This is a genomic window from Chryseobacterium sp. W4I1 (genome assembly GCF_030816115.1).
In the GTDB taxonomy this organism is placed as follows: Bacteria; Bacteroidota; Bacteroidia; order Flavobacteriales; family Weeksellaceae; genus Chryseobacterium.
In genome coordinates, this window is record NZ_JAUSXQ010000001.1 from 3,057,277 (window position 1) to 3,082,823 (window position 25,547).

At 36.7% G+C, this 25,547-nt stretch carries 23 protein-coding genes; 13 read left to right on the forward strand and 10 right to left on the reverse strand.

Annotated elements, in window-relative coordinates; translation table 11 throughout:
• The 5 genes from folK to fmt all read left to right on the forward strand — a co-directional run bounded on the left by folK (nt 1) and on the right by fmt (nt 6,163).
• The gene (gene folK / locus QF044_RS14330) at nt 1-417 is read left to right on the forward strand and encodes a 2-amino-4-hydroxy-6-hydroxymethyldihydropteridine diphosphokinase (protein WP_307268583.1); all 417 of its coding nucleotides are present in this window, start codon (nt 1-3) and stop codon (nt 415-417) included.
• Between the two features lie 21 nt (nt 418-438).
• The gene (locus QF044_RS14335; RefSeq protein ID WP_307268585.1) at nt 439-1,548 is read left to right on the forward strand and encodes an OmpA family protein; all 1,110 of its coding nucleotides are present in this window, start codon (nt 439-441) and stop codon (nt 1,546-1,548) included.
• Nucleotides 1,549-1,615: 67 nt separating this feature from the next.
• Nucleotides 1,616-3,052, forward strand: coding sequence for an OmpA family protein (locus QF044_RS14340; RefSeq protein ID WP_307268587.1), 1,437 nt, complete (start codon nt 1,616-1,618; stop codon nt 3,050-3,052).
• Between the two features lie 76 nt (nt 3,053-3,128).
• Complete coding sequence (locus QF044_RS14345) at nt 3,129-5,042, forward strand: ATP-dependent DNA helicase RecQ (RefSeq protein ID WP_307268590.1); 1,914 nt, start codon at nt 3,129-3,131, stop codon at nt 5,040-5,042.
• 173 nt (nt 5,043-5,215) lie between these two features.
• Nucleotides 5,216-6,163: a methionyl-tRNA formyltransferase gene (fmt, locus tag QF044_RS14350; RefSeq protein ID WP_307268592.1), complete on the forward strand. Its 948-nt coding sequence runs from the start codon at nt 5,216-5,218 to the stop codon at nt 6,161-6,163.
• A 69-nt stretch (nt 6,164-6,232) separates the two neighbouring features.
• Here fmt and QF044_RS14355 read toward each other — a convergent pair whose 3' ends face one another.
• The 5 genes from QF044_RS14355 to QF044_RS14375 all read right to left on the reverse strand — a co-directional run bounded on the left by QF044_RS14355 (nt 6,233) and on the right by QF044_RS14375 (nt 10,536).
• Complete coding sequence (locus tag QF044_RS14355; protein ID WP_307268594.1) at nt 6,233-6,622, reverse strand: nuclear transport factor 2 family protein; 390 nt, start codon at nt 6,620-6,622, stop codon at nt 6,233-6,235.
• Nucleotides 6,623-6,683: 61 nt separating this feature from the next.
• On the reverse strand, nt 6,684-7,523 hold the full coding sequence (locus tag QF044_RS14360) for an MBL fold metallo-hydrolase (RefSeq protein ID WP_307268596.1): 840 nt from the start codon (nt 7,521-7,523) through the stop codon (nt 6,684-6,686).
• A 127-nt stretch (nt 7,524-7,650) separates the two neighbouring features.
• Complete coding sequence (locus tag QF044_RS14365) at nt 7,651-8,232, reverse strand: Crp/Fnr family transcriptional regulator (protein WP_307268599.1); 582 nt, start codon at nt 8,230-8,232, stop codon at nt 7,651-7,653.
• 110 nt (nt 8,233-8,342) lie between these two features.
• The gene (gene ribB / locus QF044_RS14370; protein ID WP_307268602.1) at nt 8,343-9,464 is read right to left on the reverse strand and encodes a 3,4-dihydroxy-2-butanone-4-phosphate synthase; all 1,122 of its coding nucleotides are present in this window, start codon (nt 9,462-9,464) and stop codon (nt 8,343-8,345) included.
• Between the two features lie 67 nt (nt 9,465-9,531).
• A complete protein-coding gene (locus tag QF044_RS14375; RefSeq protein ID WP_307268604.1) occupies nt 9,532-10,536 on the reverse strand; it encodes an LLM class flavin-dependent oxidoreductase in 1,005 nt (334 codons plus the stop codon).
• 171 nt (nt 10,537-10,707) lie between these two features.
• Between QF044_RS14375 and QF044_RS14380 the strand changes: the two genes are divergently transcribed.
• Nucleotides 10,708-11,286 carry a hypothetical protein gene (locus QF044_RS14380; RefSeq protein ID WP_307268606.1) on the forward strand — a complete coding sequence of 193 codons (579 nt, stop codon included), beginning with the start codon at nt 10,708-10,710 and terminating at the stop codon, nt 11,284-11,286.
• An 89-nt stretch (nt 11,287-11,375) separates the two neighbouring features.
• Here the strand turns inward: QF044_RS14380 and QF044_RS14385 are convergent, their stop codons facing one another.
• The gene (locus QF044_RS14385; protein ID WP_307268608.1) at nt 11,376-13,502 is read right to left on the reverse strand and encodes a helix-turn-helix domain-containing protein; all 2,127 of its coding nucleotides are present in this window, start codon (nt 13,500-13,502) and stop codon (nt 11,376-11,378) included.
• Nucleotides 13,503-13,583: 81 nt separating this feature from the next.
• On the opposite strand from QF044_RS14385, the gene QF044_RS14390 reads away from it, so the two are divergent.
• On the forward strand, nt 13,584-14,030 hold the full coding sequence (locus QF044_RS14390) for a hypothetical protein (protein ID WP_307268611.1): 447 nt from the start codon (nt 13,584-13,586) through the stop codon (nt 14,028-14,030).
• A 289-nt stretch (nt 14,031-14,319) separates the two neighbouring features.
• On the opposite strand, the gene QF044_RS14395 is transcribed toward QF044_RS14390, so the two are convergent.
• Nucleotides 14,320-14,853, reverse strand: coding sequence for a gamma carbonic anhydrase family protein (locus QF044_RS14395; RefSeq protein ID WP_307268613.1), 534 nt, complete (start codon nt 14,851-14,853; stop codon nt 14,320-14,322).
• A gap of 184 nt (nt 14,854-15,037) precedes the next feature.
• On the opposite strand from QF044_RS14395, the gene QF044_RS14400 reads away from it, so the two are divergent.
• From QF044_RS14400 to hemH, 3 genes are read left to right on the forward strand one after another with little or no spacing between them, the layout of a single operon-like run.
• Entirely contained in the window at nt 15,038-15,916 is an 879-nt protein-coding gene (locus QF044_RS14400; RefSeq protein ID WP_307268615.1) for a NifU family protein, read from the forward strand.
• Between the two features lie 12 nt (nt 15,917-15,928).
• Nucleotides 15,929-16,453, forward strand: coding sequence for an NADPH-dependent FMN reductase (locus QF044_RS14405; protein WP_307268618.1), 525 nt, complete (start codon nt 15,929-15,931; stop codon nt 16,451-16,453).
• A gap of 15 nt (nt 16,454-16,468) precedes the next feature.
• Nucleotides 16,469-17,497, forward strand: a complete 1,029-nt coding sequence (gene hemH / locus QF044_RS14410) for a ferrochelatase (RefSeq protein WP_307268621.1) — start codon at nt 16,469-16,471, stop codon at nt 17,495-17,497.
• Between the two features lie 76 nt (nt 17,498-17,573).
• Here hemH and QF044_RS14415 read toward each other — a convergent pair whose 3' ends face one another.
• Nucleotides 17,574-19,535: a M4 family metallopeptidase gene (locus tag QF044_RS14415; protein ID WP_307268624.1), complete on the reverse strand. Its 1,962-nt coding sequence runs from the start codon at nt 19,533-19,535 to the stop codon at nt 17,574-17,576.
• Nucleotides 19,536-20,305: 770 nt separating this feature from the next.
• On the opposite strand from QF044_RS14415, the gene QF044_RS14420 reads away from it, so the two are divergent.
• Together QF044_RS14420 and QF044_RS14425 are read left to right on the forward strand one after the other, a co-directional pair.
• On the forward strand, nt 20,306-20,536 hold the full coding sequence (locus QF044_RS14420; RefSeq protein WP_307268628.1) for a hypothetical protein: 231 nt from the start codon (nt 20,306-20,308) through the stop codon (nt 20,534-20,536).
• Nucleotides 20,536-20,793, forward strand: a complete 258-nt coding sequence (locus tag QF044_RS14425; RefSeq protein WP_307268630.1) for a hypothetical protein — start codon at nt 20,536-20,538, stop codon at nt 20,791-20,793. Before QF044_RS14420 ends, QF044_RS14425 begins: the two co-directional genes overlap by 1 nt.
• 64 nt (nt 20,794-20,857) lie before the next feature.
• Here the strand turns inward: QF044_RS14425 and QF044_RS14430 are convergent, their stop codons facing one another.
• Nucleotides 20,858-22,072: a type IX secretion system plug protein domain-containing protein gene (locus QF044_RS14430; protein ID WP_307268632.1), complete on the reverse strand. Its 1,215-nt coding sequence runs from the start codon at nt 22,070-22,072 to the stop codon at nt 20,858-20,860.
• Between the two features lie 70 nt (nt 22,073-22,142).
• On the opposite strand from QF044_RS14430, the gene QF044_RS14435 reads away from it, so the two are divergent.
• A complete protein-coding gene (locus QF044_RS14435) occupies nt 22,143-22,781 on the forward strand; it encodes an MBL fold metallo-hydrolase (RefSeq protein ID WP_307268634.1) in 639 nt (212 codons plus the stop codon).
• A 268-nt stretch (nt 22,782-23,049) separates the two neighbouring features.
• Here QF044_RS14435 and QF044_RS14440 read toward each other — a convergent pair whose 3' ends face one another.
• Nucleotides 23,050-25,542, reverse strand: a complete 2,493-nt coding sequence (locus QF044_RS14440; RefSeq protein ID WP_307268636.1) for a TonB-dependent receptor — start codon at nt 25,540-25,542, stop codon at nt 23,050-23,052.
• Nucleotides 25,543-25,547: the final 5 nt, after the last annotated feature.

The window sequence follows — 25,547 nt, forward strand, 5'->3', positions numbered from 1 at the left end:
ATGTCGCAGCATAGGGTAGTTTTGTTACTAGGAAGTAACCTGGGAGATCAAAAAAAAAATTTAGAGCTCGCCTTAGAGAAGATCGGGGATCGCGGAAATAAGATATCACAAATAAGCGAATTTTTAATAACCGAACCTGTAGAATTTGTTAGTTCCAATATTTTTTGTAATATTGCATCAGTAATATTCACGCATCTTTCGCCTATTCAATTGCTTGATTTTGTTAAAGGTATTGAAGTGGGGATGGGAAGAATTAATGATTCATCAACATCTGAAAGCTATAGCGATAGAATAATAGATATTGATATCATTACATATAATGATTTGAAATTCAAATCTGAAAGATTGGAGATACCCCATCAAAAACATTTGTTTGAAAGGGAATTTTCTAAAATATTATTGAAAGATTTTATCTAAATAAAACATAAAACATACAGTATGAAATTAGGTTTATTATTATTGGCCGCACTTCCTATCACAGCTTATGCTCAGGACAGTACCACAGTAAACTCATCAACCGAGTATCCTAATACCTTTTCTTCAGGTTCCGCTAACGTACAGCCATTCAACAATAAGTCCAGACGTTTCAACGATTGGTCTATTTCCGTTGGTGGAGGTGCAGCATTTATGGCACATTCCGATCTTACCTCTTTTTATGACAAAAAGGTGAATTGGGGATATAATGCCTATGTAAGTGTCGACAAGCAGATCACGCATGCTTTTGGATTGAGCCTTATCTATCAGAGAGGTGAAACAAAACAAAAAGCAAAGCTAGGAGGTGCAGCGGGAGCAGCAGCAGGCGTTGGAACAGCAACTACGAAATTTGACCAGGTTGCTTTGATGGGAGACGTCAACTTTTCTAATTTATTGAGAAGAGTTGACAATCATTCTCCTTACAGATGGGCTTTACACGGATATGCAGGAATTGGATTCCAAGGGTACAATACTTCTCTGCATGACGGAAATGAGTACAGATGGAGTGACAGCCCTAAAAGAGTACCTTTATTTATCAAAAAGGATTTCGATATTAACTCTCTATTCTACCAGTTCGGAGTAGGAATGAAGTACAACGTTTCCAGACTTATTGACATCGAAGCCAGAACAATGTATATCATAAGCGGCGATGATGAATTTGACGGAGGCGGATGGGCCGATCCAAACGACTACGACCCAGCTACTCCAGGCTCAAAGTACAACATGATCAGCGATTCAAGATCTGATAATGCATGGACTGTGACGTTAGGAGTTTCTTTCAAATTAGGAAAACAATTATCTCACCTGGCATGGCATGACCCGCTTCAGGAAGCATATTACAGAACCAGCGTTTTAGAAAACGCATCTCAGGATCTGGTTGTATGTGAAAAAGGCGACGCAGATAATGACGGCGTATGTGATGACTGGGACAGACAGCTAGATACTCCTGCAGGAGCAAGAGTGGATGGTGCCGGTGTAGCTCTGGATATGGATCTTGACGGTGTTATAGATTTATATGACAAGTGTGTAACGGTTCCCGGGCCTGTTGAAAACAACGGTTGTCCTACAAAATAGTAAACAGCCTAAAACTGTTTATTACAAATAACAAATCATTTAATTAACTAAAATAAAAAAATACACTATGAAATTAAGTTTAGCAATTGTTGCATTAGCAATGGCAATTCCTACCGCCAGCTACGCACAAGACTCAACAGCAGTTTCAACTGGAGAATATCCAAACACATTTTCTTCTGGTTCTGCCAACGTTTCTCCGTTTACTAATCAGTCTAAAAGATTTAACGATTGGTCTATTTCAGCAGGTGCTGGTGTACCATTGATCCAATCGGCTGATTTAACTTCTATCAAAAACGGTAACGGGAAGAACCTTTTTGGATACTCAGCCTATGTAAGTATTGATAAAGCGATCACACATGCGTTCGGTTTAAAATTACAATATGACAGAGGTGAAACTAGACAAGGATGGTTTAATACCAAAGATGCTGCTCCTGATGCTACTGCCGTAGGTGCAAGAACTCAGTATGATGCGATCTCATTATTAGGAGATATCAATTTCTCTAATCTATTAAGAAGAGTTGACAACCATTCTCCTTACAGATGGGCACTTCATGGGTATGCAGGTGTAGGTACTATTGCTTACAGAGCATACCAGAAAGACATTAAAGGACAGAGACTGGCTACTGAAGTTAAGCCATTCAAGTTAGGATCAATGTTTATGCAGGCTGGTGCCGGTTTAAAATATAAGATCAACAGAAGATTAGATCTTGAAGGTAGACTAATGTATGTAGTAACCGGTGACGATGAATTCGACGGTGGAGGTGACAAATACAGTGCGATCAACAAACGTGAAGAGCAGGTATCTGACAACTTCTTCAATGCTACTTTAGGTATTACATTGAAATTAGGAAAACACGAATCTCACCTAATGTGGCATGACCCACTTCAGGAAATCTATTACAAACTTGATGTTTTGGCTAACAAAAACCAGGATATTGAAGTATGTAAAAAAGGTGATGCTGATAACGATGGAGTTTGTGACGATTGGGACAGACAGCTTGATACTCCTGCTGGTGCAAGAGTGGATGGTGCTGGTGTTGCTCTTGATACTGACCTTGATGGTGTAATCGACCTTTACGACAAGTGTGTAACTGTTCCTGGACCTGTTGAAAACAACGGATGTCCTACAACAACTACAGGACCTGTAGTAGAAACAGAAACTAAACTTGAAGGAATTGAGTTTGATTTAAATTCTGACAGAATTTTACCTTCAAACACTCCAATCTTGAATAACGCTGTTAACTATATTAATTCTTCAACAGGTTCTTATAGCGTAATTGGTGCTACTGATACAAGAGGTACTGATGCTTATAACCAGAAACTTTCTGAAAGAAGAGCAAATAATGTTAAGAGCTACCTGATCAAAAACGGAGTTCAGACTGGAAAAATCAATGCAATAGGAAAAGGTGAAAAAGACCTTAAATATCCTGAATGTGAACCAGCTACTAAGTGCCCTGAATGGAAAAACAGAGCCAACAGAAGAGTATACTTCGAAGCTAAATAATAACTTTTTAGTAAATATATCAAAGCCGTGCCCAGCACGGCTTTTTTTGTTGTAATACTTTTATTACTTTTACCCTATGATTTCTCAACAGGATTTTCAGAAATTAAAATATGATACCCTAAAATATTTTTGGGGCTATGATCATTTCAGAGATTCTCAGGAAGAAATCATTAATGCTGTTATCAATGAAAATGACAGCCTTGTCCTGTTGCCAACCGGTGCCGGAAAATCACTCTGTTACCAGCTTCCTGCCTTACTGAAGGAAGGAACCTGTCTCGTAATCTCACCTCTTCTTGCTTTAATGAAAGATCAGGTAAGCCAGCTTAAACACCGGGGGATAGAAGCAGAATATCTCTCTTCCGAACTGGATGAGTATGATGCTGAATCCATCTATGACCGTTGCAAGGATGGTCTTACCAAGCTCCTCTATGTATCGCCGGAAAGATTAACCAACAGCCAGTTTTTACAGAATATTGAAGAAATTCAACTCTCCTTTATTGCCGTAGATGAGGCGCATTGTATTTCAGAATGGGGACAGGATTTCAGACCAAGTTATCAAAACATCAAAGAATTCCGAAAAAACCATCCGAAGATTCCATGTTTAGCCTTAACGGCAACGGCGACTCCCAAAGTGCTGGAAGAGATTAAAAATAAACTGGAGCTGAAAAAACCTACCGTCTTTCAAAAAAGTTTTAAGAGAGAAAATATCAGGATGTTTATGGACGAAGTTTCCGATAAATTCCAACGTGTATTGGATATTTTAAAACACAATAATGATTCCGGGATTGTTTACGTAAGAACCAGGAAAGATGCAGAAATGCTGGCAGAATTCCTCAAAAAAAATCACGTCGACAACGTAGATTATTTTCATGCAGGTTTAACCACGAAGGAAAAAAATACCAGGCAGTCTATCTGGAATAAAAGTGACAGCCATGTTCTGATCTCAACCAACGCTTTTGGTATGGGGATAGACAAGGACAATGTTCGTTTTGTGATCCACTATTCTCCTGCACCATCACTGGAAAACTATTATCAGGAAATCGGACGGGCGGGAAGAGATGGAAAAGACAGTTTTGCATTCCTTCTCTGGAATAAGCAGGAACTTCTTAATTTTGACGAAATCTTAAAAAACCAGATTCCCAATAAAGTTGAATTTTTAAAGATCATTACTTACCTCTACTCTATTTTCCAGGTGGCAGAATATGAGCTGCCGGAAAAAGTATTCCAACTGAATGTTCAGGGAATACAGAATTTCACCAGACTGTCAAAAGCAAAGATCAGCAATGTGCTCAACTTTCTCCACAATCAGGAAATCATCTATCATAGCGACAACAAAAGCCTGTCCTCACTGGAATTACTTTTTAATGCTGATGAAATAGACCAGCTGCCACAGAAAGATGCTTATTTCATAGAGCTTCTGCTTCGTACCATATCAGGAATTACCACACACAAGGTAATGTTCAGCGAACAGCAGGTAAGCAATAAGATCGGGATAAGTGTTCCTCTTATCAAAGAACGGCTGAAAGAACTTCAGCAGAAAAATTATCTGGAATATGTAGACGGAGCACTCTCAAGCATTAAGTTCCTGAAACCGCGTGATGAAAGAGTGATCAATTCAGCCTACTGGAAACTTTTCGAACATATCCAAAAGAATAAGATCCAGAAATGGGAAGAGATGAAGTTTTTTATAGAAAATAATGATTACTGTAAAATGAAACTTGTCCTCGCCTACTTTGGGGAAAAGAATACAAAAAACTGTGGTCAGTGTTCAGTTTGTGAAAAGAATAAACAGTCGATTTTCGGAAAAAATATTTCCCAACAGATTATTAATCTATTGGCAAAAAAATCATCAACGATCGAAGAGCTTTCTGTACAGCTCAACTACCATTCTAAAAACAATATTTTAGAAAATCTGATTTTTCTTTTAGATTCAGGAAAAGTAAAAATGCTGAATTTCAGAACGTATGCGCTGAATAATGAGCAATTGTAGCCAATCGTCAATGGTAGAATTTTAGATTTTAGACATCAGATACCAGACTTTAAAATCAAGAGTTTTACACTCATACAATCTAAAACGCTCTCACTCAAATCTTACCTTCTCTAAAATCCTAAAACTCTCAAACACTCTTACTCCCAACCCCTAAAAACCCTTATCTTTGCATTATGAAATCATTGAAAGTTGTTTTTTTAGGAACCCCGGAATTTGCAAAAACTTCTTTGGAGGCTATCCATCAGTCCAGTCATGAAGTAGTAGGCGTAGTAACCGTTGCAGACAAAGCCAGTGGCCGTGGGCAGAAGATCAATCAGTCCCCTGTAAAAGTATATGCTTCGGAAAATAATATTCCTGTTTTCCAGCCGGAAAAACTGAGAAATCCTGAATTTTTAGAGAATCTTAGAAAACTTGATGCTGATGTTTTTGTGGTAGTTGCTTTCAGAATGATGCCCAAAGTCCTTTTTGAAATGCCTAGAATGGGAACTTTCAACCTTCATGCTTCCCTTCTCCCTGATTACAGAGGAGCAGCACCTATTAATTATGCTGTGATCAACGGTGAAGAAAAAACCGGAGCCACCACATTTTTTATCAATGAAAAAATAGACGAAGGAAATATTCTTCTGCAGGAGGAACTGACCATTTTACCAGATGAAAATGCAGGAAGCCTTCATGACCGGTTAATGGAGATGGGATCAAAATTAGTGGTCAAAACACTTGACGGCCTTGCAGAAAATTCTATTGTGGAAAAACCGCAGCCCAAAGTAGAGCATCCTAAAAATGCTTATAAAATTTTCAAAGAAGACACTAAAATAGACTGGACTAAAAGTTCAAAGGAAGTGCATCAGTTTGTTTTAGGAATGTCTCCTTATCCTGCAGCTTTTACTACTTTAAAAATTGGAAGTGAAGAAAAGACCTTGAAGATATTCCTTGGTAAATATGAAGTTTCCAATCATGACAAAACACCTGGAACACTTGATATTTCAAAAAACACTTTTAAAATTTATACTAAAGATGGTATTTATGAACCTTTAGAACTTCAATTGGAAGGAAAGAAAAGGATGGGCATTAAGGATCTCCTCAATGGCTTTAAAGATTTTACAGACTGCGAAATTAAATAATCAACAATACAATAAAACTCAAGCAAAAGCTTGAGTTTTATCATTTTTGAAAAACATATTTATTTAATATTACTTCATCGCATTGTTTACAGTCTGGCTGTCTACAAACTGTTCAAAGCTGATTATTTTTCCGTTTTCTAATTTCCAGATATGGGCTGCTCTGGCTTCGAAATATTGATTCGTGATTTTATAAGTCCCCTTATAAGTCCCATAAGCAACTACGGTATTTCCATCAGCAACATAGTTTTCAGGAACAAATTTATAATCGATCCATTCGTCTGCTAGTCTGTTAAAAACACCTTTAGCAATATTATCTAATCCAATGTAGGTTCCTGCGTAAGGAAAGCCGGCAGCTTCTGTCCAGGAAATACTTTCAGACGCATAGTTCGCTAAGTTTCTCCCGTTTTCTTCTGAAGTTTTACCCTCGTAAGTACTTTTTATAATTTCCAGATTGGTCATACCTTCTTTTTTTTAAAACAGCTTGACAATATACTGAGCATCATCAGGCTTAAGATTATTCTTACCATTTCATTTCTCCTGTATTCACTTTTGCGCCTATCTGAAGGGCAGTTTCAAAAGTAAGAGCAGGGTATTTTACTTTTAATGCTTTGATTAATTCTTCAGAACTTTTATTTGTTTTCAAAGCCTCTTCATAAAACTGAAGGTAATTTTTAGTGTGCGTTACTGCTTTTAAATTAAAATCAGAATCAGAGTTTGCATGGGCAGGAATTACAATTTCAGGATGCAAAGATTCGATCCTATCTAAAATCTTGATCCATTCATTTCTGGATTCCCTGGTTTGAGAATCTGCAGTCCAAAGATGAAAACCGGTTCCAAAAACATTGATTCCACCTAGAACTGTTTTTGCAGCAGGTATCCAGACAAAAGTTCTTGCAGGAAACTCTTCCAATCCTACAACTTCAAGCTTTTCTCCTTCTAATTCAATAGTATTACCTATCAAAACCTGTGGTAAAACAACATTATTGGTAATGGCATTTCCAAGTCTACCGCCCCAAACCTCCAGCTTTTTCTGTGATGTCTTTTGGATATGCTCTACCGTTGCAGGAGATGCATAAACTGTAACTTCCGGAAAGTATTTTTTGAAAACCTGTAATCCAAAATAAAAATCAGGATCACCATGAGAAACATAGATAGTGGTTAATTTTTTACCGGAATTTTTAATTTCCTGTGCTACATTTTCTGCGTCAGCCAAAGTAAACTGAGCATCGATTAAAACAGCATCTCCTTTTCCTGATATAAGAACCGATGCAACGCCGAAGCTGTTTTCATCAGCATTATAAATACTGTAAGTAAACCCGTTATCTGCTTTGATTGTTCTGAATTTTTGTTGTGCTTCCATTTTTTTTAATAATAAAGTTGTGATTAGTATTAATATGCTTTAAGCCTTTTGTACTTAAAATGAGTACTGCAAAGATGCATAGAAGGGACTCTTCAAAACATTGAACTAGGTCAATAAATGGAAATAACTAATTTTTCGTAACGATCTTTCTTCTAATTCTGCTCACGAACTCATGGCTTATTCCTAAATAAGCACCAATCTGGATATTGGTAAGGCGGCCTGCTATCTGTGGATATTTCGTAATAAAATCAACATAGCGCTGATCTGCCGTTTTACTTAGATTCTCTATAATTCTTCGCTGCAGGGCAATCAGTGTTTTTTGAGACATAATTCTGAAAAGTTTTTCAATTTCAGGAATCTTCTGATATAATGCTTCTTTATCCGCTTTTGAAATAAGAAGCACTTCGCTGTTTTCCAACGCTTGAATATTAAGCTGTGAAGGTTTTAAAGTAGTAAAACTATCCACATCAGTGATCCACCAATCTTCAATTGCGAAATATAAAATTTGTTCTGTTCCCTTCTGATCAGAATGATATACCTTAAAACAGCCATTGATCACAAAGCCTTCAAACTTACAATGCTCCCCTTCTTTAAGTAAAAATTCTTTTTTTATGATTTTTTGAAAGGTAAAGGCATTACAAAATTCTTCTAAGTGTTCATCAGAGATTTGAATATGTTTTAAAATATGTTCTTTAAGGGAAGCTGTCATTCCCTAAAATTAAAAAAAGGTTTAGAAAAATCCTAAACCTTTTTTATTGAATTGAATATTATAAAATTCACAATAGCATTAATCTACTACTGATCATTTACAGTTGATTATTAAAGCTGAACCAGTTCCGTCACCTCAACATCATATCCGCCAACCTGCGGCTTGATATTAGGATTCTGTGTGATCACTTTGAATTTATTGATTCCCAGATTTTTCAGGATCTGTGTTCCGATCCCATAATCTCTGTAATTGTATGCTAATGTAGGATGCTGCTCCTGTCCGTCCTGATAATTTAGGAACTGTTGAAGTTTTCTCAGTGTATTTTCAGAATTTGAAACGTTATTGATGAAAATTACGGCTCCTTTTCCTGCTTCATTCACCATATTGGTTACTTTTTCCAATAAGGGCTTTTCCCCGTTATTCAGTCTTGTCAGTACATCAAAATAGGAATCTGAAGACTGAACTCTCACCAAAACAGGCTCATCAACCGTCCATGCACCTTTAGTCAAAGCAAAATGGATCTGGTCGTTAGAAGTTTCTCTGAAAGCATAAAAATCAAACTCCCCATAAGCAGTTTTTACTTTTCTTTCTTCCAGTCTTTCGATAAGGTTTCCTTTTTTAAGCTGGTAATGGATCAGATCCTCAATAGACACGATCTTCATATCATGTTTCTGAGCGAAAGCGTGAAGTTCAGGAAGACGAGACATCGTACCATCATCATTCATAATCTCACAGATCACACCACCTTCTTTTAATCCCGCTAAATTTGTCAGATCAATGGCTGCTTCAGTATGTCCGGCTCTTTTCAGAACACCTCCTTTTCTTGCACGAAGCGGGAAAATGTGTCCCGGTCTCATAAAGTCGGTCGGCTTGGATTTTTCATCCATTAAAGCTAAAATCGTTTTTGCTCTGTCTCCTGCAGAAATACCTGTAGAAGTTCCGTTACCAAGAAGGTCAACAGATACGGTAAAAGCGGTTTCCTTAGGGTCACTGCTTCTGCTTACCATCACTTCAAGACCCAGCTCGTCACATCTTTTTTCAGGAAGCGGCATACAGATCAGCCCTCTTCCGTGAAATGCCATGAAATTGATAATTTCCGGCGTTGTCAATTCTGCAGCGCAAAGAAAATCTCCTTCGTTTTCTCTGTCTTCATCATCTACTACTATGATTATTTTACCATTTTTAAGGTCTTCAATAGCCTCTGGAATAGTATTTAATTTAATATCAGACATGTTTACTTTTTATTTGTGCAAAGATACTTATAAAAATAAGCATCTGCCAATTAATATGAATGGTTTGTTAGGCTTTGGATAAAGAGTCTGCCGCCTCTCTGAAAATTTCATAAGATCTCAGTCTTTTCTGATGATCGTAGATATGTGAATTGATAATTAATTCATCCACATTGAATTTTTCCTGGAAATCTTTCAGTTTTTCTTCAATTTCTGCCTGATCTCCAATGAAGGTATATCTCAGTTTCTGAAGCACCATTGATTTTTCCATTGGTGACCAGATATCGTCCATATCATCTACCGGCGGGGCAAAAGGTTTGCGGTCATTTCTTACAATATTGATAAACGCCTGAAATAAAGTCGTGGATATTTTATGAGCTTCCTCGGTAGTTTCTGCAGCTACCCCATTCACACAAGCCATAATGTAAGGCTTATCCAGCTGTTTTGATGGCTGAAAATGTTCTCTGTAAATCTTAAAAGCCATTTCCATCTGCTCCGGAGCGAAATGTCCCGCAAAGGCATAAGGAAGTCCAAGCTCTGCAGCCAGCCAGGCACTGTCTGTACTGGATCCCAACATATAAAGCGGAATATCCAGACCCTCACCCGGAATGGCACGAACCAAAGCATCAGAATTTTCTTTTGAAAAATAAGTCTGCAGTTCTAAGATCTGTCTTGGAAACTGCTGGTTGATGATCGCAGGATTTCTTCCAAGAGCCTGAGCCGTAAGACCGTCAGTTCCGGGAGCCCTTCCTAATCCAAGATCTATTCTTCCCGGAAAAAGGGATTCCAGGGTTCCGAACTGTTCAGCGATGATCAGAGAACTGTGATTGGGAAGCATAATTCCTCCGGATCCTACTCTGATTGTTTTTGTTCCGTTGGCAATAAAACCAATCAGAACTGAAGTCGCTGAGCTGGCAATACTTTCCATATTGTGATGCTCGGCCAGCCAGAATCTTTTATAATTTAAATTTTCAGTATGGTTCGCTAAAGACAAACTGTCCTGAAACGTATCGTGAATGCTTTTCCCCTGCTTTACGGGAGCAAGATCCAGCACCGATATTTCAAAATTTTTCATATTTTAAATTTTAGGTCTCAAAAAACCAAACAAATTTAAACCAATAAAATCGCATTAGTTACTTTTTGTAATTGATAGGTTAGATTGGTTAGTTCAGGCAAAAACTATTGGAAAGTTTTGATTTACGACTTAAGAAATTGTATATATTTGTTTAAAATAAAAACTAATTATATGAATCCATTAAACAATCCTATACTAAAAGGAATGCATGCAATCTTTAATAATATCACTAGAAATGCTGTCTTCTATTCATCTGACATGATTCCTATTGACCATAAAAACAGAATATTTCCTTCTGATCTAAAAACTAGCTTAGGAATTCCTGAAAATATCAACAATTGGTTTGATTACACCATTTCATTGGGAACAAATTATTCAAGATTAAAAATGTTGACAATTATTTCTGCATGTAGTGATGTGGAGTTCTTATTAAAAAAATTCATCGAAGAATATTACGATACAAATGCAAATATGAATAAAAATTTTTATCAACTACTTGACGATGTTAATAAAGAAATATTTATCCCAAAGGGAATAAATTTAAATAATGAATCGTTTTTTGAAAAAATAAAAATAGCTTTCCAAGTAAGACATATTTCTATTCACAATATGGGTTTTGTTGATGAAACTTTTAATCAAAAAACAAACTTGAATTTACCTTTAGATACTGAATTTGAAATAGATAATGTATTCATAAATGATACATTTGATGCAATTGAACAACTAATTCAATTTTTAGATAATCTATAAAACTAAGCAATAAATTCTCATGTTTAATTATTAAATTCAAATTCGAAGAATTGCTTTATTAAAGGGAAAAAGAAATAATCTTATTATAATTATTTTCCTTTCTCCTTCTTAAAAGTATAATGATTGATCAAAATCCTGATCTCATTAAATTCAAAATCATTCGGTAAAGCATTCTTCCATTCCGTTAAGGTTTCATGAGGATTTTTGTAGAATTCATTTTCAAAGGCTTTGATTTTATCTGAAGTGATGACTCTTGAAATATCCAGCAATCCCTGCTCAGCAAATTTCGCCAGATGACCGATTACGGTTTCTTTTACCAGACCTCTTTCCATAGCGATCTCACCAATGGTTTTTCCCTGCTCAAACAACTGGAAGGTCAGAACCTGGGAAGGAACTTTTGCAATCTTTAAATTAATTTCTTTATCATTTTTTTCATCTAAAAGTTTCGTTTCCAGCAGATGAACTTCTTTCAGGCTGTTCAGATATTCTTCTGTATCTTCCAACCAGTCTCTGAATACTTCATTGTACTGCTTTAGACCTTTTGTTCCTTTTATTTCAGCATAAAATTCTTTCAATGGATTAAAAACTTTATCCTTGATTTCTGTAAAGAAAAAATTAACCGCCCCTTTGGTTTTACTTTCAATCTCAGACCATTCTTCTTTATTCTCGATGAAGTTATTCACCTTCTGAGAAATGACTCTTTCCAGCTTTTCAAAGATCTTTCCAAGATTGACAATTTCATGTTTCAGCTGAAGATAAAGCTGGTTGGTTTTTACATGATCTATACTTTTTGTGGTGATGGAAAGCTTATTCCATTCTTCTACCTCGTTTAGGAACCACAAGCAATTGACGGTACGGAGCACTTTTTTGATGCTGTAGTCATATTTTTCACGGTTCAGAATAGCTTCTACATTATCATTCGCAAAAGTATTTCCCTGGAACTGCAGAATCCTGTTGTCCTTAAAAATAACTTCAGGTGTAATTTTGGATTTTAAAACAATACCTTCCAATGTTCGGCATCTCGACAAAGCTACATAAACCTGTCCCGCCGTAAAGCTTTTTCCGGCATCAATAATTACATTATCAAACGTTAATCCCTGACTTTTGTGAATGGTAACGGCCCACGCCAATTTGATCGGGAACTGTTCGAAGCTTCCCAGAACTTCTTCTTTGATATTTTTTTCAGTGTCCAGGAAATATTTTTTCTGTTCCCAAACTTCTCTTTTTACGACAATTTCTCTTTCACTTCCATCGAGAACCACTTTGATCTCGTTATCATCAAGTGAAGTGATTTCACCCAATTTTCCATTGAAATATTTTTTTTCCCCGGTGATATCATTTCTGATGAACATCACCTGAGCCCCGACTTTTAATTCTAAAAACTGCTCGTTGGGAAACTGGTTTTCCTTGAAATCTCCAAAAAGTTTGGCTTCATAGGTTTTCACCGTCAGATCAATTTCTGCCAGCTTTTCCTGGTTGATCTCATCAGCCATTCTGTTGTGTGAACACAAATAAACGTAAGATTCAGTTCCCGCCTTAAAATCAGGATCATACCTTTCATTAAGAACATCAAAATTGATATTGGCCACATCGCCATCACGAATTGCATTCAGAATATCCAGAAATTTTTCATCCGACTGTCGGTAAACTTTCGTTAGCTCAATAGTCAGAAGCGGAATATCTTTCACTGCATGGCTGTCGAAAAAGAAAGGCGACTGATAGCAGATCTTTAAAATATGCTCATCCCTCACCACCGGAGGAAGCTGATAAAGATCTCCAATGAACAGCATCTGCACGCCACCGAACCGCTGATTGTTCCTTCTGATGAACCTCAGAGAGAAATCCATCATATCGAGAACATCCGCTCTGAGCATGGAAACCTCATCAATAATAAGAACCTCCACTTCCCTTAAAAGTTTAAGTTTATCCTTTCGGTATTTGAAATGAGGCATCAGGTCGGCAATATTATTCGCCAAGCTTCCATCAATACGGTCAGTAGTCGGTAAAAAAGTTCTTAATGGCAGCCCAAACATGGAATGGATGGTTACACCACCGGCATTGATCGCTGCAATTCCAGTGGGCGCTACTACGATATACTTCTTCCTGGTCTTCTTTACAAAGTCATTAAGGAAGGTCGTTTTTCCGGTTCCGGCTTTTCCTGTAAGAAAAACACTTCTGTTGGTATGCTCTATTAAGTCAAAAAAATGATTGTTCACGCTTCAAAATTACGGAAATGAATTTGATTTTCTTACCTTGGCATAACTTTTGAAAATTCTTTAACAGAAAAGAAATTTATAATGAAAAAAAGTTTCATATATCCTCTACTATTAGCATTATGCACTACATTTACCTTAGTTTCATGCAATACATCCAAGAATATCAATACCAATCTACCTAAAGATATTTCGGAAAGACCTGCTGATGAAGACAGCCAGAAATATGAACAGGCACAACTGGATAAACTGAAAGCATCTATAGAATCTGAAGCTTCAGAAAAATGTACGGATGCCTCAGAATGGGCATTTGCTCCAATGGGAGCCAAAGCTTGTGGAGGACCTCAGCAATATATCGCCTATCCTAAAAAGATAGAAAATACAATTCTGCCAAGAATCAATCAGTATACGGATAAGGTAAAAGCGTTCAATGAAAAATACAATATCGTCTCTGACTGTATGATGATCATGCCCCCAAAATCCATTAAGTGTATCAATGGTAAAGTACAGCTGATAGCAGCTGAGCAGTAAAATAAAAATCAAAGCAAAGGTTATATATTCTGTTGAATAATCAACAAAAACTCACTCAGGAGTTTATACTAAGGATTTAAAGAAAGCTCTATCAGTAATGATGGAGCTTTTGTTTTCCTTTTTTGTAAAATGTAAAAAAGTATGATGTATTAGTGGTTTTGGGAAAAGGATTTTAGATATCAGATGTCCGACATCAGGCAAGAGCGAAAAAAGATTTACATTAATTCAGTAACTCATAAAAAAACAGCCGCTCTCTTATTCAAATGCTCCCCAACTCTCCAACTCAAAACTAACTTCCCACTTCCAGGTTTTCTTTATACCACGAAGAATATTTTACATAATTATCTGCGATCCTGTTTACTTCTCCTTCTAATAACTGGGCAGAAATATCTTTAATTTTTTTTGCCGGAACTCCACCCCAAACTTCTCCTGACTTGATGTGGGTTCCCTGGGTAACCACTGAACCTGCTCCTACGATAGAATTCTCCTCAACCAGACAGTCATCCATCACAATAGCTCCCATTCCAATTAAAACATTATCTTGAATGGTGCACCCGTGAACGATTGCATTGTGGCCTATTGACACATTATTTCCGATATTTAAAGGATGCTTCTGATAAGTACAATGCAGCATAGCATTATCCTGAACATTTACTTTGTCGCCCATTTTGATGTAATGTACATCTCCTCTGATTACTGCATTATACCAGATACTACAATTCTTACCCATGGTAACGTCGCCAATAATAGTTGCCGTTTCTGCCAAAAATGTGCCTTCCCCTATCTGAGGTACTTTTCCTAAAAGCGCTTTTACAATTGCCATAATTTTAATTTGATGATTTGAAAATAAGTTAATTCGAAATAATATTTTTTAACTCCTGCTTCTAAGTCTTAGCTTTCATCTCTGACTTTTAATTTTAAATGACTATGATAGCAAAAATCTAATTTCTATTCTATAACTTCTAATTTCTAATTGCGTATTTTTGTATCTCAAATTTAACGAAAAAATGCGTACGATATTTATAGAACCAACCGAAAACCCGAAAGTGATGAAATTTGTCACGGATTATAACCTGATTCCGGGATCTTTGGAGTTGGACAGAACTTCAGATATTTCAGAAATTCCTTTAGCTCAGGAACTTTTCAATTATCCTTTTGTAGAAAGAATTTTTATTACTGCCAATTTTGTAGCGGTAGCGAAACAGGATACTGTAGAATGGGAACATGTAGCTGAAAACCTGAAGAATATCATTGAAGATGAATTATTGGCTAATCCTAGAATTTATCTTCAAAAAAAGAAGGAAATGTATCAGATCTATGCGGAGATGACTCCCAATCCTAATGCCATGAAGTTTGTTTCCAGCAAGCTCCTTTTAGAAGGTTTTGTGGAAGTGAAATCCAGGGATCAAGCAGAGGGCGTTCCTTTGGCACAAGCTATTTTGAAGGAATTTGATTTTGCAAAAGAAATTTTTATTTCTGACAATTTTGTTGCCGTAACCAGAGATGACTCTGTGGAATGGCATCAGGTAATGATGGCCGTACGCGGATTCATTGCAGAATATCTTCAGAATGGAGGTGTAATTTCAAATCTTGAGCCTCAGAAACATGAAAATCCTGTTGAAAAGATTATCAACAGAGAATATACAGACGATGAGCAGAAAATTTCAGATATTTTAAATGAATATGTAGCTCCTGCCGTAGAAAATGACGGTGGAAAAATTTCATTGATGGAATATGATCAGGAGAATAAAACTGCCAAAATGCTTTTACAAGGAGCCTGTTCAGGATGTCCAAGCTCTACGGCCACTTTGAAAAACGGAATTGAAAATATCTTAAAACAGTTCGTTCCGGATTTAGTAGAACGAGTAGAAGCTGTCAACGGATAACCAACAGAACCAATGCCCAGAAAGAAGATCATCGTAATTATCGGGAGTGCCTCTAAAAATTCCAGCAATCAGCAATTAATAGAACAGGTACTGGAAAAACATCCGGATACTGACTTTCAAATATATGATGATCTTTCTGTTCTTCCGCATTTTGACACCTCTGTAACAGATGTTGATACACCGGCTGAAGTTGTAAAGATCAGGGAAGCTATCAATCATTCTGCAGGTATTTTATTTTGTACACCGGAATATATTTTCAGTATTCCTGCAAGGTTAAAAAACTTATTGGAATGGTGTGTTTCTACCACTGTTTTTTCTGATAAGCCGGCTGCTGTGATTACAGCATCTGCCAGCGGAGAGAAAGGTCATGAAGAATTGATATTGATATTAAAAACTCTTGGAGCAAAAACAGAAGACCGTCACCAGCTGCTAATAAAAGGAATAAAGGGGAAATTTAACGATGACAAACAGGTTGAAAGTGATACCTTTGCAAACGTATCAGAACTGGTAACAGATTTCAAAAAAACTGTTCTATAATTAAAATTAAAAATATTGGATAATAAAGGAATTTTACTGGTCAATCTTGGTTCTCCAAGATCTACCGAGGTAAATGATGTAAAGGAATATCTTGACGAATTTTTGATGGATGAAAAGGTAATTGATTACCGCTGGATCTTCCGTGCACTTTTAGTTCAGGGAATTATCCTTAAAACAAGACCTGCAAAATCTGCTGAAGCCTATAAAACAGTCTGGACAGATGAAGGCTCTCCTTTAATTGTTATCACAGAAAAGATCCGGAAAAAACTTCAAAAAATAGTTGATGTTCCTGTGGAAATCGGAATGAGATATGCCCAGCCGAGCATTGAAGCGGGAATTCAAAAACTGGTTGATCAGGGAGTTTCTGAGATCGTACTTTTCCCACTGTACCCGCAATATGCGATGAGCACTACTGAAACGGTGATTGAAAAAGCAGAGGAGGTACGTAAAAAGAAGTTTCCAAAGGTAAAGATCAATTATATACAGCCTTTCTATAACAGAGATATTTATATTAACTGCCTGGCAGAAAGCATCAGGGAAAAGCTTCCTGAAAATTTTGATGCCTTACAGTTCTCTTATCACGGAGTTCCCGAAAGACATATTTACAAGACTGATCCTACGAAAACATGTAATTTAAACGATTGCTGTTCGCGTGAAAATAATCCTAGTCACCAGTTCTGCTACCGCCATCAATGTTTTGATGTGACTAATTCTGTCATTAAAAAATTGGGATTACCCAAGGAAAAAGTAATGGTTACGTTTCAGTCAAGATTAGGTAAAGATAAATGGATGGAACCTTATACAGATGAAACTCTTGAAAGTATAGGCAAAAAAGGAGTGAAAAATCTGGCTATTGTTTGCCCTGCCTTCGTTTCAGATTGTTTGGAAACACTGGAAGAAATTTCAGTCGAAGGAAAAGAACAGTTTTTGCATGGAGGCGGAGAAAATTTCCATTATATCCCATGTCTGAATGACGAAGACCGCTGGATAGATGTAGTGAAGATACTTTGCGAAGAAAAACTGAATGATTTTTACTTAGTATAATATTTCATCAATACATAAAAACAAAAGGGTCACAAAATTTACTTTGTGACCCCTTTTTTTGAAAATATATTAAAGCTTATTTTTTGATAAGGTTTCCTGCTTTCTGTCCGTTAACCGTTACGATATATACTCCGGAAAGAATATTAGACGGAAGCTGAATGTTTACTTTATTTGTACCAGTAGTAACTTTGATCTTTTCAGAAATTTCTTTTTTCCCTGTAAGACTTACTAATTCAACAATTCCGTTTCCTTCTTTTCCTTCAAACTCAACAGTAAATTTGTCAGTTGCGGGATTTGGACTGATTGTGTAAAGGGAAGTACCCGGCGCTGCTATTTTTCCTGCCGCAGAAGTTCCTCCTCCTACACCTACTGCATTCCATGCATTGGTAACCTGAGTTACTTCATTACTTCCGGCTCCATATAAATCTGCTGCTGCCTGAAGTGAATAAGTTCTAGCATTAGCATATGTAGATGAAGAAATAAGATAGGTTGTTAGCGTTCTGTAAGCAATTGCGGCTGCCTTATCTAATCCTATTCCTGTAACATTATAAGCAAATCCTTTATCATTAGTTCCAGATCCTCCGGTTACCAGTAAATAGTACCAGAAATTCAGAACTCCTGAATTGGTATGCACCCAGCAGCTGTCATTATATCCCGGCAGATTAGGGTTTCCTTGAGGAGTACAAGTACTGCTTGCATCTTTCCAATAAGTTCCTTTATAAGTATCAGGCTGTTGATAAGCGTTAGGATTGGCCATATCTCTGATCACATAACTGAAGTCTTCACCCAGTTTCCAGCTTGCCTGTGTTGGTCTGGCCCAAAGCTCTATACTGTTCCCAAAAACATCAGAAAAGCCTTCATTTAACGCTCCTGATTCTCTTTGATAAGCAAGATTGGCTGTTTTTGAAGTCATGCCGTGGGTAATCTCATGACCGCAGACATCTAATGCCGTTAGCGGCTTGTTCCCATTTGTTGAACTTCCATCTCCATAAGTCATTCTGGAACCATCCCAAAAAGCATTAAAATAATTGGTTGAATAATGTACGTAAGATTTTATAGCAAAATTATTATTGTCTATACTTTTTCTTCCAAACTTGGCATAATAATAATCCAGAGTCATTTCAGCTCCCCAGTGGGCATCAGTAGCATACTGATCTTTATTGGTATTTACATTGTTCCAATTGTTATCAGTATCTGTAAAGTCCACTGCAGAAGAATAGTTGGTTCCTTTTTTCAGATTGTATGTTTCTACAGCTGTTCCGCCATTTCTTCCTGCTTCTCTTAATCTGTAACTTCCGTTGTATGCATCAGCAACAATAGACCTGTTTCCACTATAAACCGTTGTAGCGGTTCCAGGAGCATTGGTTTCGTGAATTAATGCATTGGTTCCCAAAACTTCCCCGTTTTTAGCATCTACAAAAACATATTGTCTGCTTAATGGCTTTTCCGCATAAATATCAAATTTGTAAGCAAGCTTCAGATCAGCTATCTTTTCGTCGGAAGGCTCTGAATAGTATACCAATTCACCCTTTGGAGTAAATGTTGCATTGGCATTTTTAGATTCGTTTTTAATAAATTCTTCTTCTTCTTTGTTCTGCCATTTATAAGAGTCTGCCCCTACAAAAGCCAGAGCAATCTGCAATGCATTACTTTCAGAAATACCCGCTTTCTTTTCCGCAGCTGCAGGTTCTTTAAGAATCCATTTCCCGGTTTCACCTACAACTTTTCCTCCTTTGGTCTGTACAGCCATCATCCCGTATTCTACAGGAATACCGTTGATGGTCTGCTGGAATCTGTGAGTTTCAAAACCAAGCGCATCTTTTTCTGAACCTAATCTTAAACCCTGCCCTTGCGAAACTCTCTTAGAGGTTTCATCAAATAAAACAGGTTTTCCCTGAAAATCAGGACCATTTTTATCGAATCTGATAAGTTCTGCATGAAGTCCGTTTTTACCGGAAATTAATTTTGATGGATTTTCTTGCCCAAAAACAAAGGCGGAGGCAGCAATGCTTACTGCGAAAATAAATTTCGTTTTCATAAAGATTTTTGTTTAATGTGAAACGAATTTATATTTTTTTGACAATAAAACAACGAAACCAATGAATAAAATTCAAAAAATAAATAGAACAAATGTTTTAAATTTAAAATATTTTTAAAAACATTACAAATAATTGAAAATATTTTAAATTCTACAAAAACTATAGACTAATAATTTTTACATAATTCAATATTTTATGAAATATTTTTTTCAATATGCAAAGCATAACATGATAGTCCCTTAAAAATCATTCTTTTCTTTATTCATCAAGTTTTTTAAAAAAACTATCTCTTATGAAACAGTTTTCTTATTGAGTATTTTGCAGCTGATAACTGCAATTTTGTTAAATTTTTATGAAGAAAAGCTGCTGGTTTATATTAATTGATCTCCTAATAGAGGTTCTGAACTCGCTTTACCCCCATCAAAACTATCATAATTACATTCAAAAAGTGCCTGATACAGTTTTTCAGTTGTCAGAAATACCGTTCACTTTTCACAAAATTTAATGATTAATTCATTTATAGTGAGAATATAGCTATAGACCGGTATAATTTAAAGAAATGCCATTGAGTGGAAATAAATCTGGTTGACACTGTATTTTTTAATTCTTCAGTTATTCACATTACCCCCCCAATTTATTTAACTGTAAATAAAAAATATGCAATAATTAAAATAACACCCCTATTATTTTCAAATAAAAATACAAATTTTAAATATTTTTATTAACTTTACCCCATAAAAATAACATCATTAATCTTAAAAATTAAAAAATGATGAATGCAACTGCCGAAATTTTAAAACACAAGATTGAAAGTTTCACTCCTGAATTGCTTCAAACTTTGGCAAGAATGGTAGAAAAGTTAGAAATGCAGAATAAATTTCCTGTTCCTCAGTTTCAGACGGATGAAGTTTTATACAGAATTCAGTTTCACAGCGAGAATCCGAAGACTAAACTTGATTTTTATGAAAATATTTCTGAGCTTGAAAAGAATTTTGCCTGATGAAAGTATTTTTGTCCTCTATTGCAAAGAATGATATAAGACTTCTTATGAGAGTTTTCAATGCAGAAAAAGAACATAAAGGAGCTTATTTTCTGGAAGATCTTAAAGAATCAATCCAACAAATTATAGAAAATTCTGAAAATCCGGAAACAGAACCTCAACAAATGAGCATGCAAAACTTTCCCGTTCACATTCATTATATTTTTGAAGATGAACAGAGCTTATTTATTACTGCAATCTTTAAGGAGATCAAATAATATCAGTCCATTTTTCAGGACTATTTTATATTCGCGGTCATATAGAAACTGACATCTATCATTTTTATTTCCCAATAGGAGTTCGGAACTCACCATATCCCATCAGGCCATCATAATTACGTCCGAAAGGTGCATAATATAAAAATGCCTGATAAAGGTTTTCCGTCTGCCAGAAGTTACCATTCACTTCTCCAAAGTTCAGTGATCCATCACTTTCTTTTGTAGCGAGAACATAGTTGTAGAAACCTTGTTTCAGAAATATTTTGGCTACATATTTTTTATTGGCGGTATCATACTGCATCTGGTTTTCTTTGCTCGGTTTAAAATTATTAAAACCTCCCAGCACATAGAGCTCCTTATCTACAGGGTCAGAATCCAGAGAAAAATATACCCATGAATAATCCGCTTCTCTTTCCGCATTCCTTTCCAGTCCTAAGTCATTTCTTCTGTAATACCACGCTCCGTTTACATCAGGCTGGTATTGATAATTTAAAGGAAAAGCCCATACCGGGTGCAGGTAGGTTTGGTTGACTCCATCTTTTAATTCTGTGGCTCTTACCATATCAGCAGCCATATTCATATTCTTGTTATCGAAATAATAGAATTCATTATTTCCGGGAAACGTTAAATTCATCTGTTGAAAAAGCAGCTGATTACCTAAAGTAGCACTCGGTTTCAGGTTATTGACAACAACGTTAGGATTATTGTTTTGCATCACATTCAACGTCATTGAATTTACATTGGAAGATAGATCCCCTGCTTTTGAAGTAGCTTTCACCTCTACTCTTTGGTTGACATTCGGGTTTTTGGCATCTGCGATCCTTGAAATATTTAAAGCTACAGTTGCGGCATCTTCCACCAGATAAAAACGTCTTTTGAAAAGGGGCTTATCAGCAGAATCCTTATAAACGATCAGTTCAAAATTTCCTGAGATCTTCGGCTGTATTTTATCATTCGGAAAAGTGAGCTTATAGTGGGTATAAGCCTGAATGGTATTAAAAGAATATTGGAACTGATCCAAAAGCCCGTTTAAACTTCCGTTGGCGATTTCTGTAAAAAACAGATTATCGTCATTCCAGTTTCTGTCGTAATGCTTTATTGTATATCTGTAAATCTCGCTGGCATTGGTAAGGTCATCGAAGCTTAAAACCAGCTGCTCACCGAATTTGATGACAGGTGTTTCATCGTTTGTCTGTGGATTAAAAAGCTGGATGCTCTGGATATTCTGTCCAAAGACCAATCCGCCCAAAGAGAGTAAAAGTATGCGCAAAGTTTTCATTATGACGAAGATAACGAAAAATCGGGATTTTCTTAATAATATCGTATTTTTGAAATAAAAAATATCAGTTATGCTTCAGATTCAAGGCTTCGTATTCAATTTTGCCAGTGAAAACACTTATATTCTTTACAACGAAAATAAAAACGCCTGGCTGATTGATCCGGGAAATATGAATGAGCAGGAAACCAAAGCGATCGAAAGCTTTATTTCTGAAAACGACTTAAAGATTGAAAAGATTCTTTTAACGCACGCTCATATTGACCACGTACTTGGTCTTCAGTGGGCTTTTGACACTTTTAAAATTCCTGTCTATATGCATCAGGACGATCAGGAGGTTCTGGATATGCTTCAGGCAAGCGGAATGAGATTTGGGTTTTCTGTTGATCCGGTAAAAGTAGAAACAGTCTACGTGAATGAAGGTGAAGAACTTGACCTGGGTGGAGAAAAATTTAAAATCTATCACGTTCCGGGACACTCTCCGGGAAGTGTAGTTTACCATAATGAAGATCAGAAATTTATGATTTCAGGAGATGTGCTTTTTGAAGGAAGCATCGGAAGAACCGATCTTTACAAAGGAAATCACGAGCAGCTCATCAGCGGTATTACCAACAAATTATTTATTCTTGATGACGAAACACAGGTTTTCTCAGGTCATGGTAATCCAACGTCTATTGGTTTTGAGAAGCAGTATAATCCGTTTTTCAAGTAGTTTCGAGATACGGGATACGTGGTGCGGATTTTTCGAGTTGGAGAGCTGCAGGTTGCTAGTTCGAAACCTGAAAACCCTGCGCCTCAAATCACGAAATCCACATCCCGAAACTTTATGAGTTATTAAATTAACTTTTCACTTGCAAAGCAAAATTCACCATTGACATTTTCTAATCTCAGTCTGATTCTAGTATCTGACATCTCCCCACACAAAAAATCAAAACCGTCAGAAAAGATCCTGACGGTTTTTTTATGAAGAAAATATAAGTTTAAAAGTCTAGGGTGATAGAAGCTCTTGCGGCTGCTCCCATGATAGGTCTAGCCATTCTGATATTCGTTCCTGCTGTAGTCTGGGATCTTGGATCTCCTTCTGTAATTCCTATGGTATTGAAGATGTTGGTTCCATCTACTGCAAAACGTATTTTTCCTAACTGGTAAGACATTCCCGCCCCTACTTCAGAGAATGAAGGCAAAATATTATCATCTGTATTTCCTTCGTTCTGGAAACGTTTTCCATAATAATTCATGCTTACATAAGCCCTCCATTCTTTTGTAATGTTCACTGCCGGAGAAATATTAAAGTAGAATTTAGGCATTCTTCTTACTGTATTTCCATCATAATCAAAAGGAGTTCCGTCCGCATTTTTTCCGGTAAAATCTTTGTATTTCGGATTCTGGATCGTTCCGTTAAAGGTCACTTCCAGAACATTGTTGAACAATCTTGTATATCCTTCAATCTCTACCCCGAAATTGGTAGTATTAGCAAATTTATTTTCTGAGGTTCCGTCTGAAAATACATCGGTGAATGAAAGGTTTTTAAGTGTAGAATAAAAAGGAATAATTCCGATATCGAAAGTACGGGAATAATATTTGTAACCCACTTCGAGCTGATTGGTATCCACCGCTTTGATTGCGCTCAGGTCTGACATATTATTATAGTAGGCTTCTTCATTTGGAGATCTGAACCCGTGAGAGAAACGTGCATATACCGCATTTTCTCTATTGATCTTATAATTCGCTGCCAATGTATAAGACACTTTGTTGATATCATAATACCAATAGTTATATTTATTACCCAGCACCGCCATATTATCATCTGCAGTCGTGGTAGCAAAACTGTGTGTACCATCAGTCGTCAAACCTGAATTATCAAGGTTGGCCGTTGTTGTATTGACTCCATATCCTTTATAGAAATCACGGCTGTAACGCATTCCTCCATTCAGGCTTAAAGCATCTGTTACATTATAATCAACATTTAAATAAACGTCATTCAGGCTTCCCTGGATCTGTGAATCCCTGATCAGGAAGGACATATTGGTAACACCATTATATGTTTTAGAGTATCCTGTATCTGAAGGATTAAGAGAGGTATCAACCAAATTTAAAAGTTGCGGTCTGTCTGTCGCTGTTGTTAAAATATTACTCCAGTTCCAGTTCTGATGGGATTTCCAGTTTGATTTATAAAAACCTGCGGTCACACTTCCTTTATCAAATTTATAATTCAACTGAAAGTCATTCACAAAATTATTCATCTCTTTATCAATGGCCCAGAACCCTAATTTTTGTACGTCACCCGGATTTACAATAGCGCCGTTGCTTACTAATGAATATTGAGGTGCTATAGCATGAACAAGTACCGGGGGCGTTGCAGGATTATTATCTGTGTCCTGATACTTATCATAATTGTCATGGGCAAACTTATTAGCAGCCACTGGAGCTCCGGCCGGGAACATTCCCGTATACTCCATATTGATATTGGTGTATCTTGTCTTATTCAGAACTGTGAAATTATGGCCAAGATCATATTTAAATTCTGCACCTACTACATCTACCTTAGGATGAATTCCGTTTTCAAGGTTTCTTTTAAAAAATCCTCCGCCAGCCTGTGGAATATTCAGCTGGCTGATCGCCCGGTAGCTGTAGGTTCCGTAGTTTGCATCAAAACCGGGGAATTCTTTCAGGTCATTTCCGTCCTGAAGTAAAGGGATCGGAAGATAGAATGTATTCCTGTCATCCAGTTTTTTATAATACACTTTAGCATAGCCTTTATCAAAAACATATTTCAGATTCATTCTGATCTGTCCGCCATTATTGGCTTTAAAACCAGTCTTTCTGATTCCATCATCAGTTCTGTAGAATCCGCCAACGTTAAAGAAAAGCTTATCCTGAACCAGGGCACCACCTACATTAATATCGGTACGCATCAAGCCATAGGTGCTGGTTTCCAGTTTGGCAGTTCCTTTAAAATCGTTGCTTCCTTCTTTTGTAATAAAGTTGATAAGACCTCCCGGGGAATTATTGGCATAAATGGAACCTGAACCTCCTCTCAGAGCTTCCAGACGGCTTACCGAATTATCTACACGGAAAAAATTATCTGCATTGGCAAACTGAAGCGCTCCGTCTTCAAAAACCGGAAGTCCGTCTTCCTGAACCTGTACGAATTCATACGCTCCCGCAGAAGGAATACCTCTTGCGAAAAGGTTATTTCCCACTTCACCTCCTGAAGTTTCCACAGCAAATCCCGGAACTCTCTGCAAAAGTGCAGCCGCACTGATCGGGTTTTGTTTCTGGATCTCTTTGGCCGTAAACGTGGAAATAGCCGTACTTGATTCTATTTTCTTTTTCGGGCCGGAGTTCCCGGTAATAACAATCTGGTCTATTGAGGATGTTTTGATAGTATCCTGTGGAGTTTCCTGCGCATACGCATTGTTAAAGTAAAGCGTTGCGGTGGCAGCCATTAAAAATATCGATCTTTTTTTCATAGCAT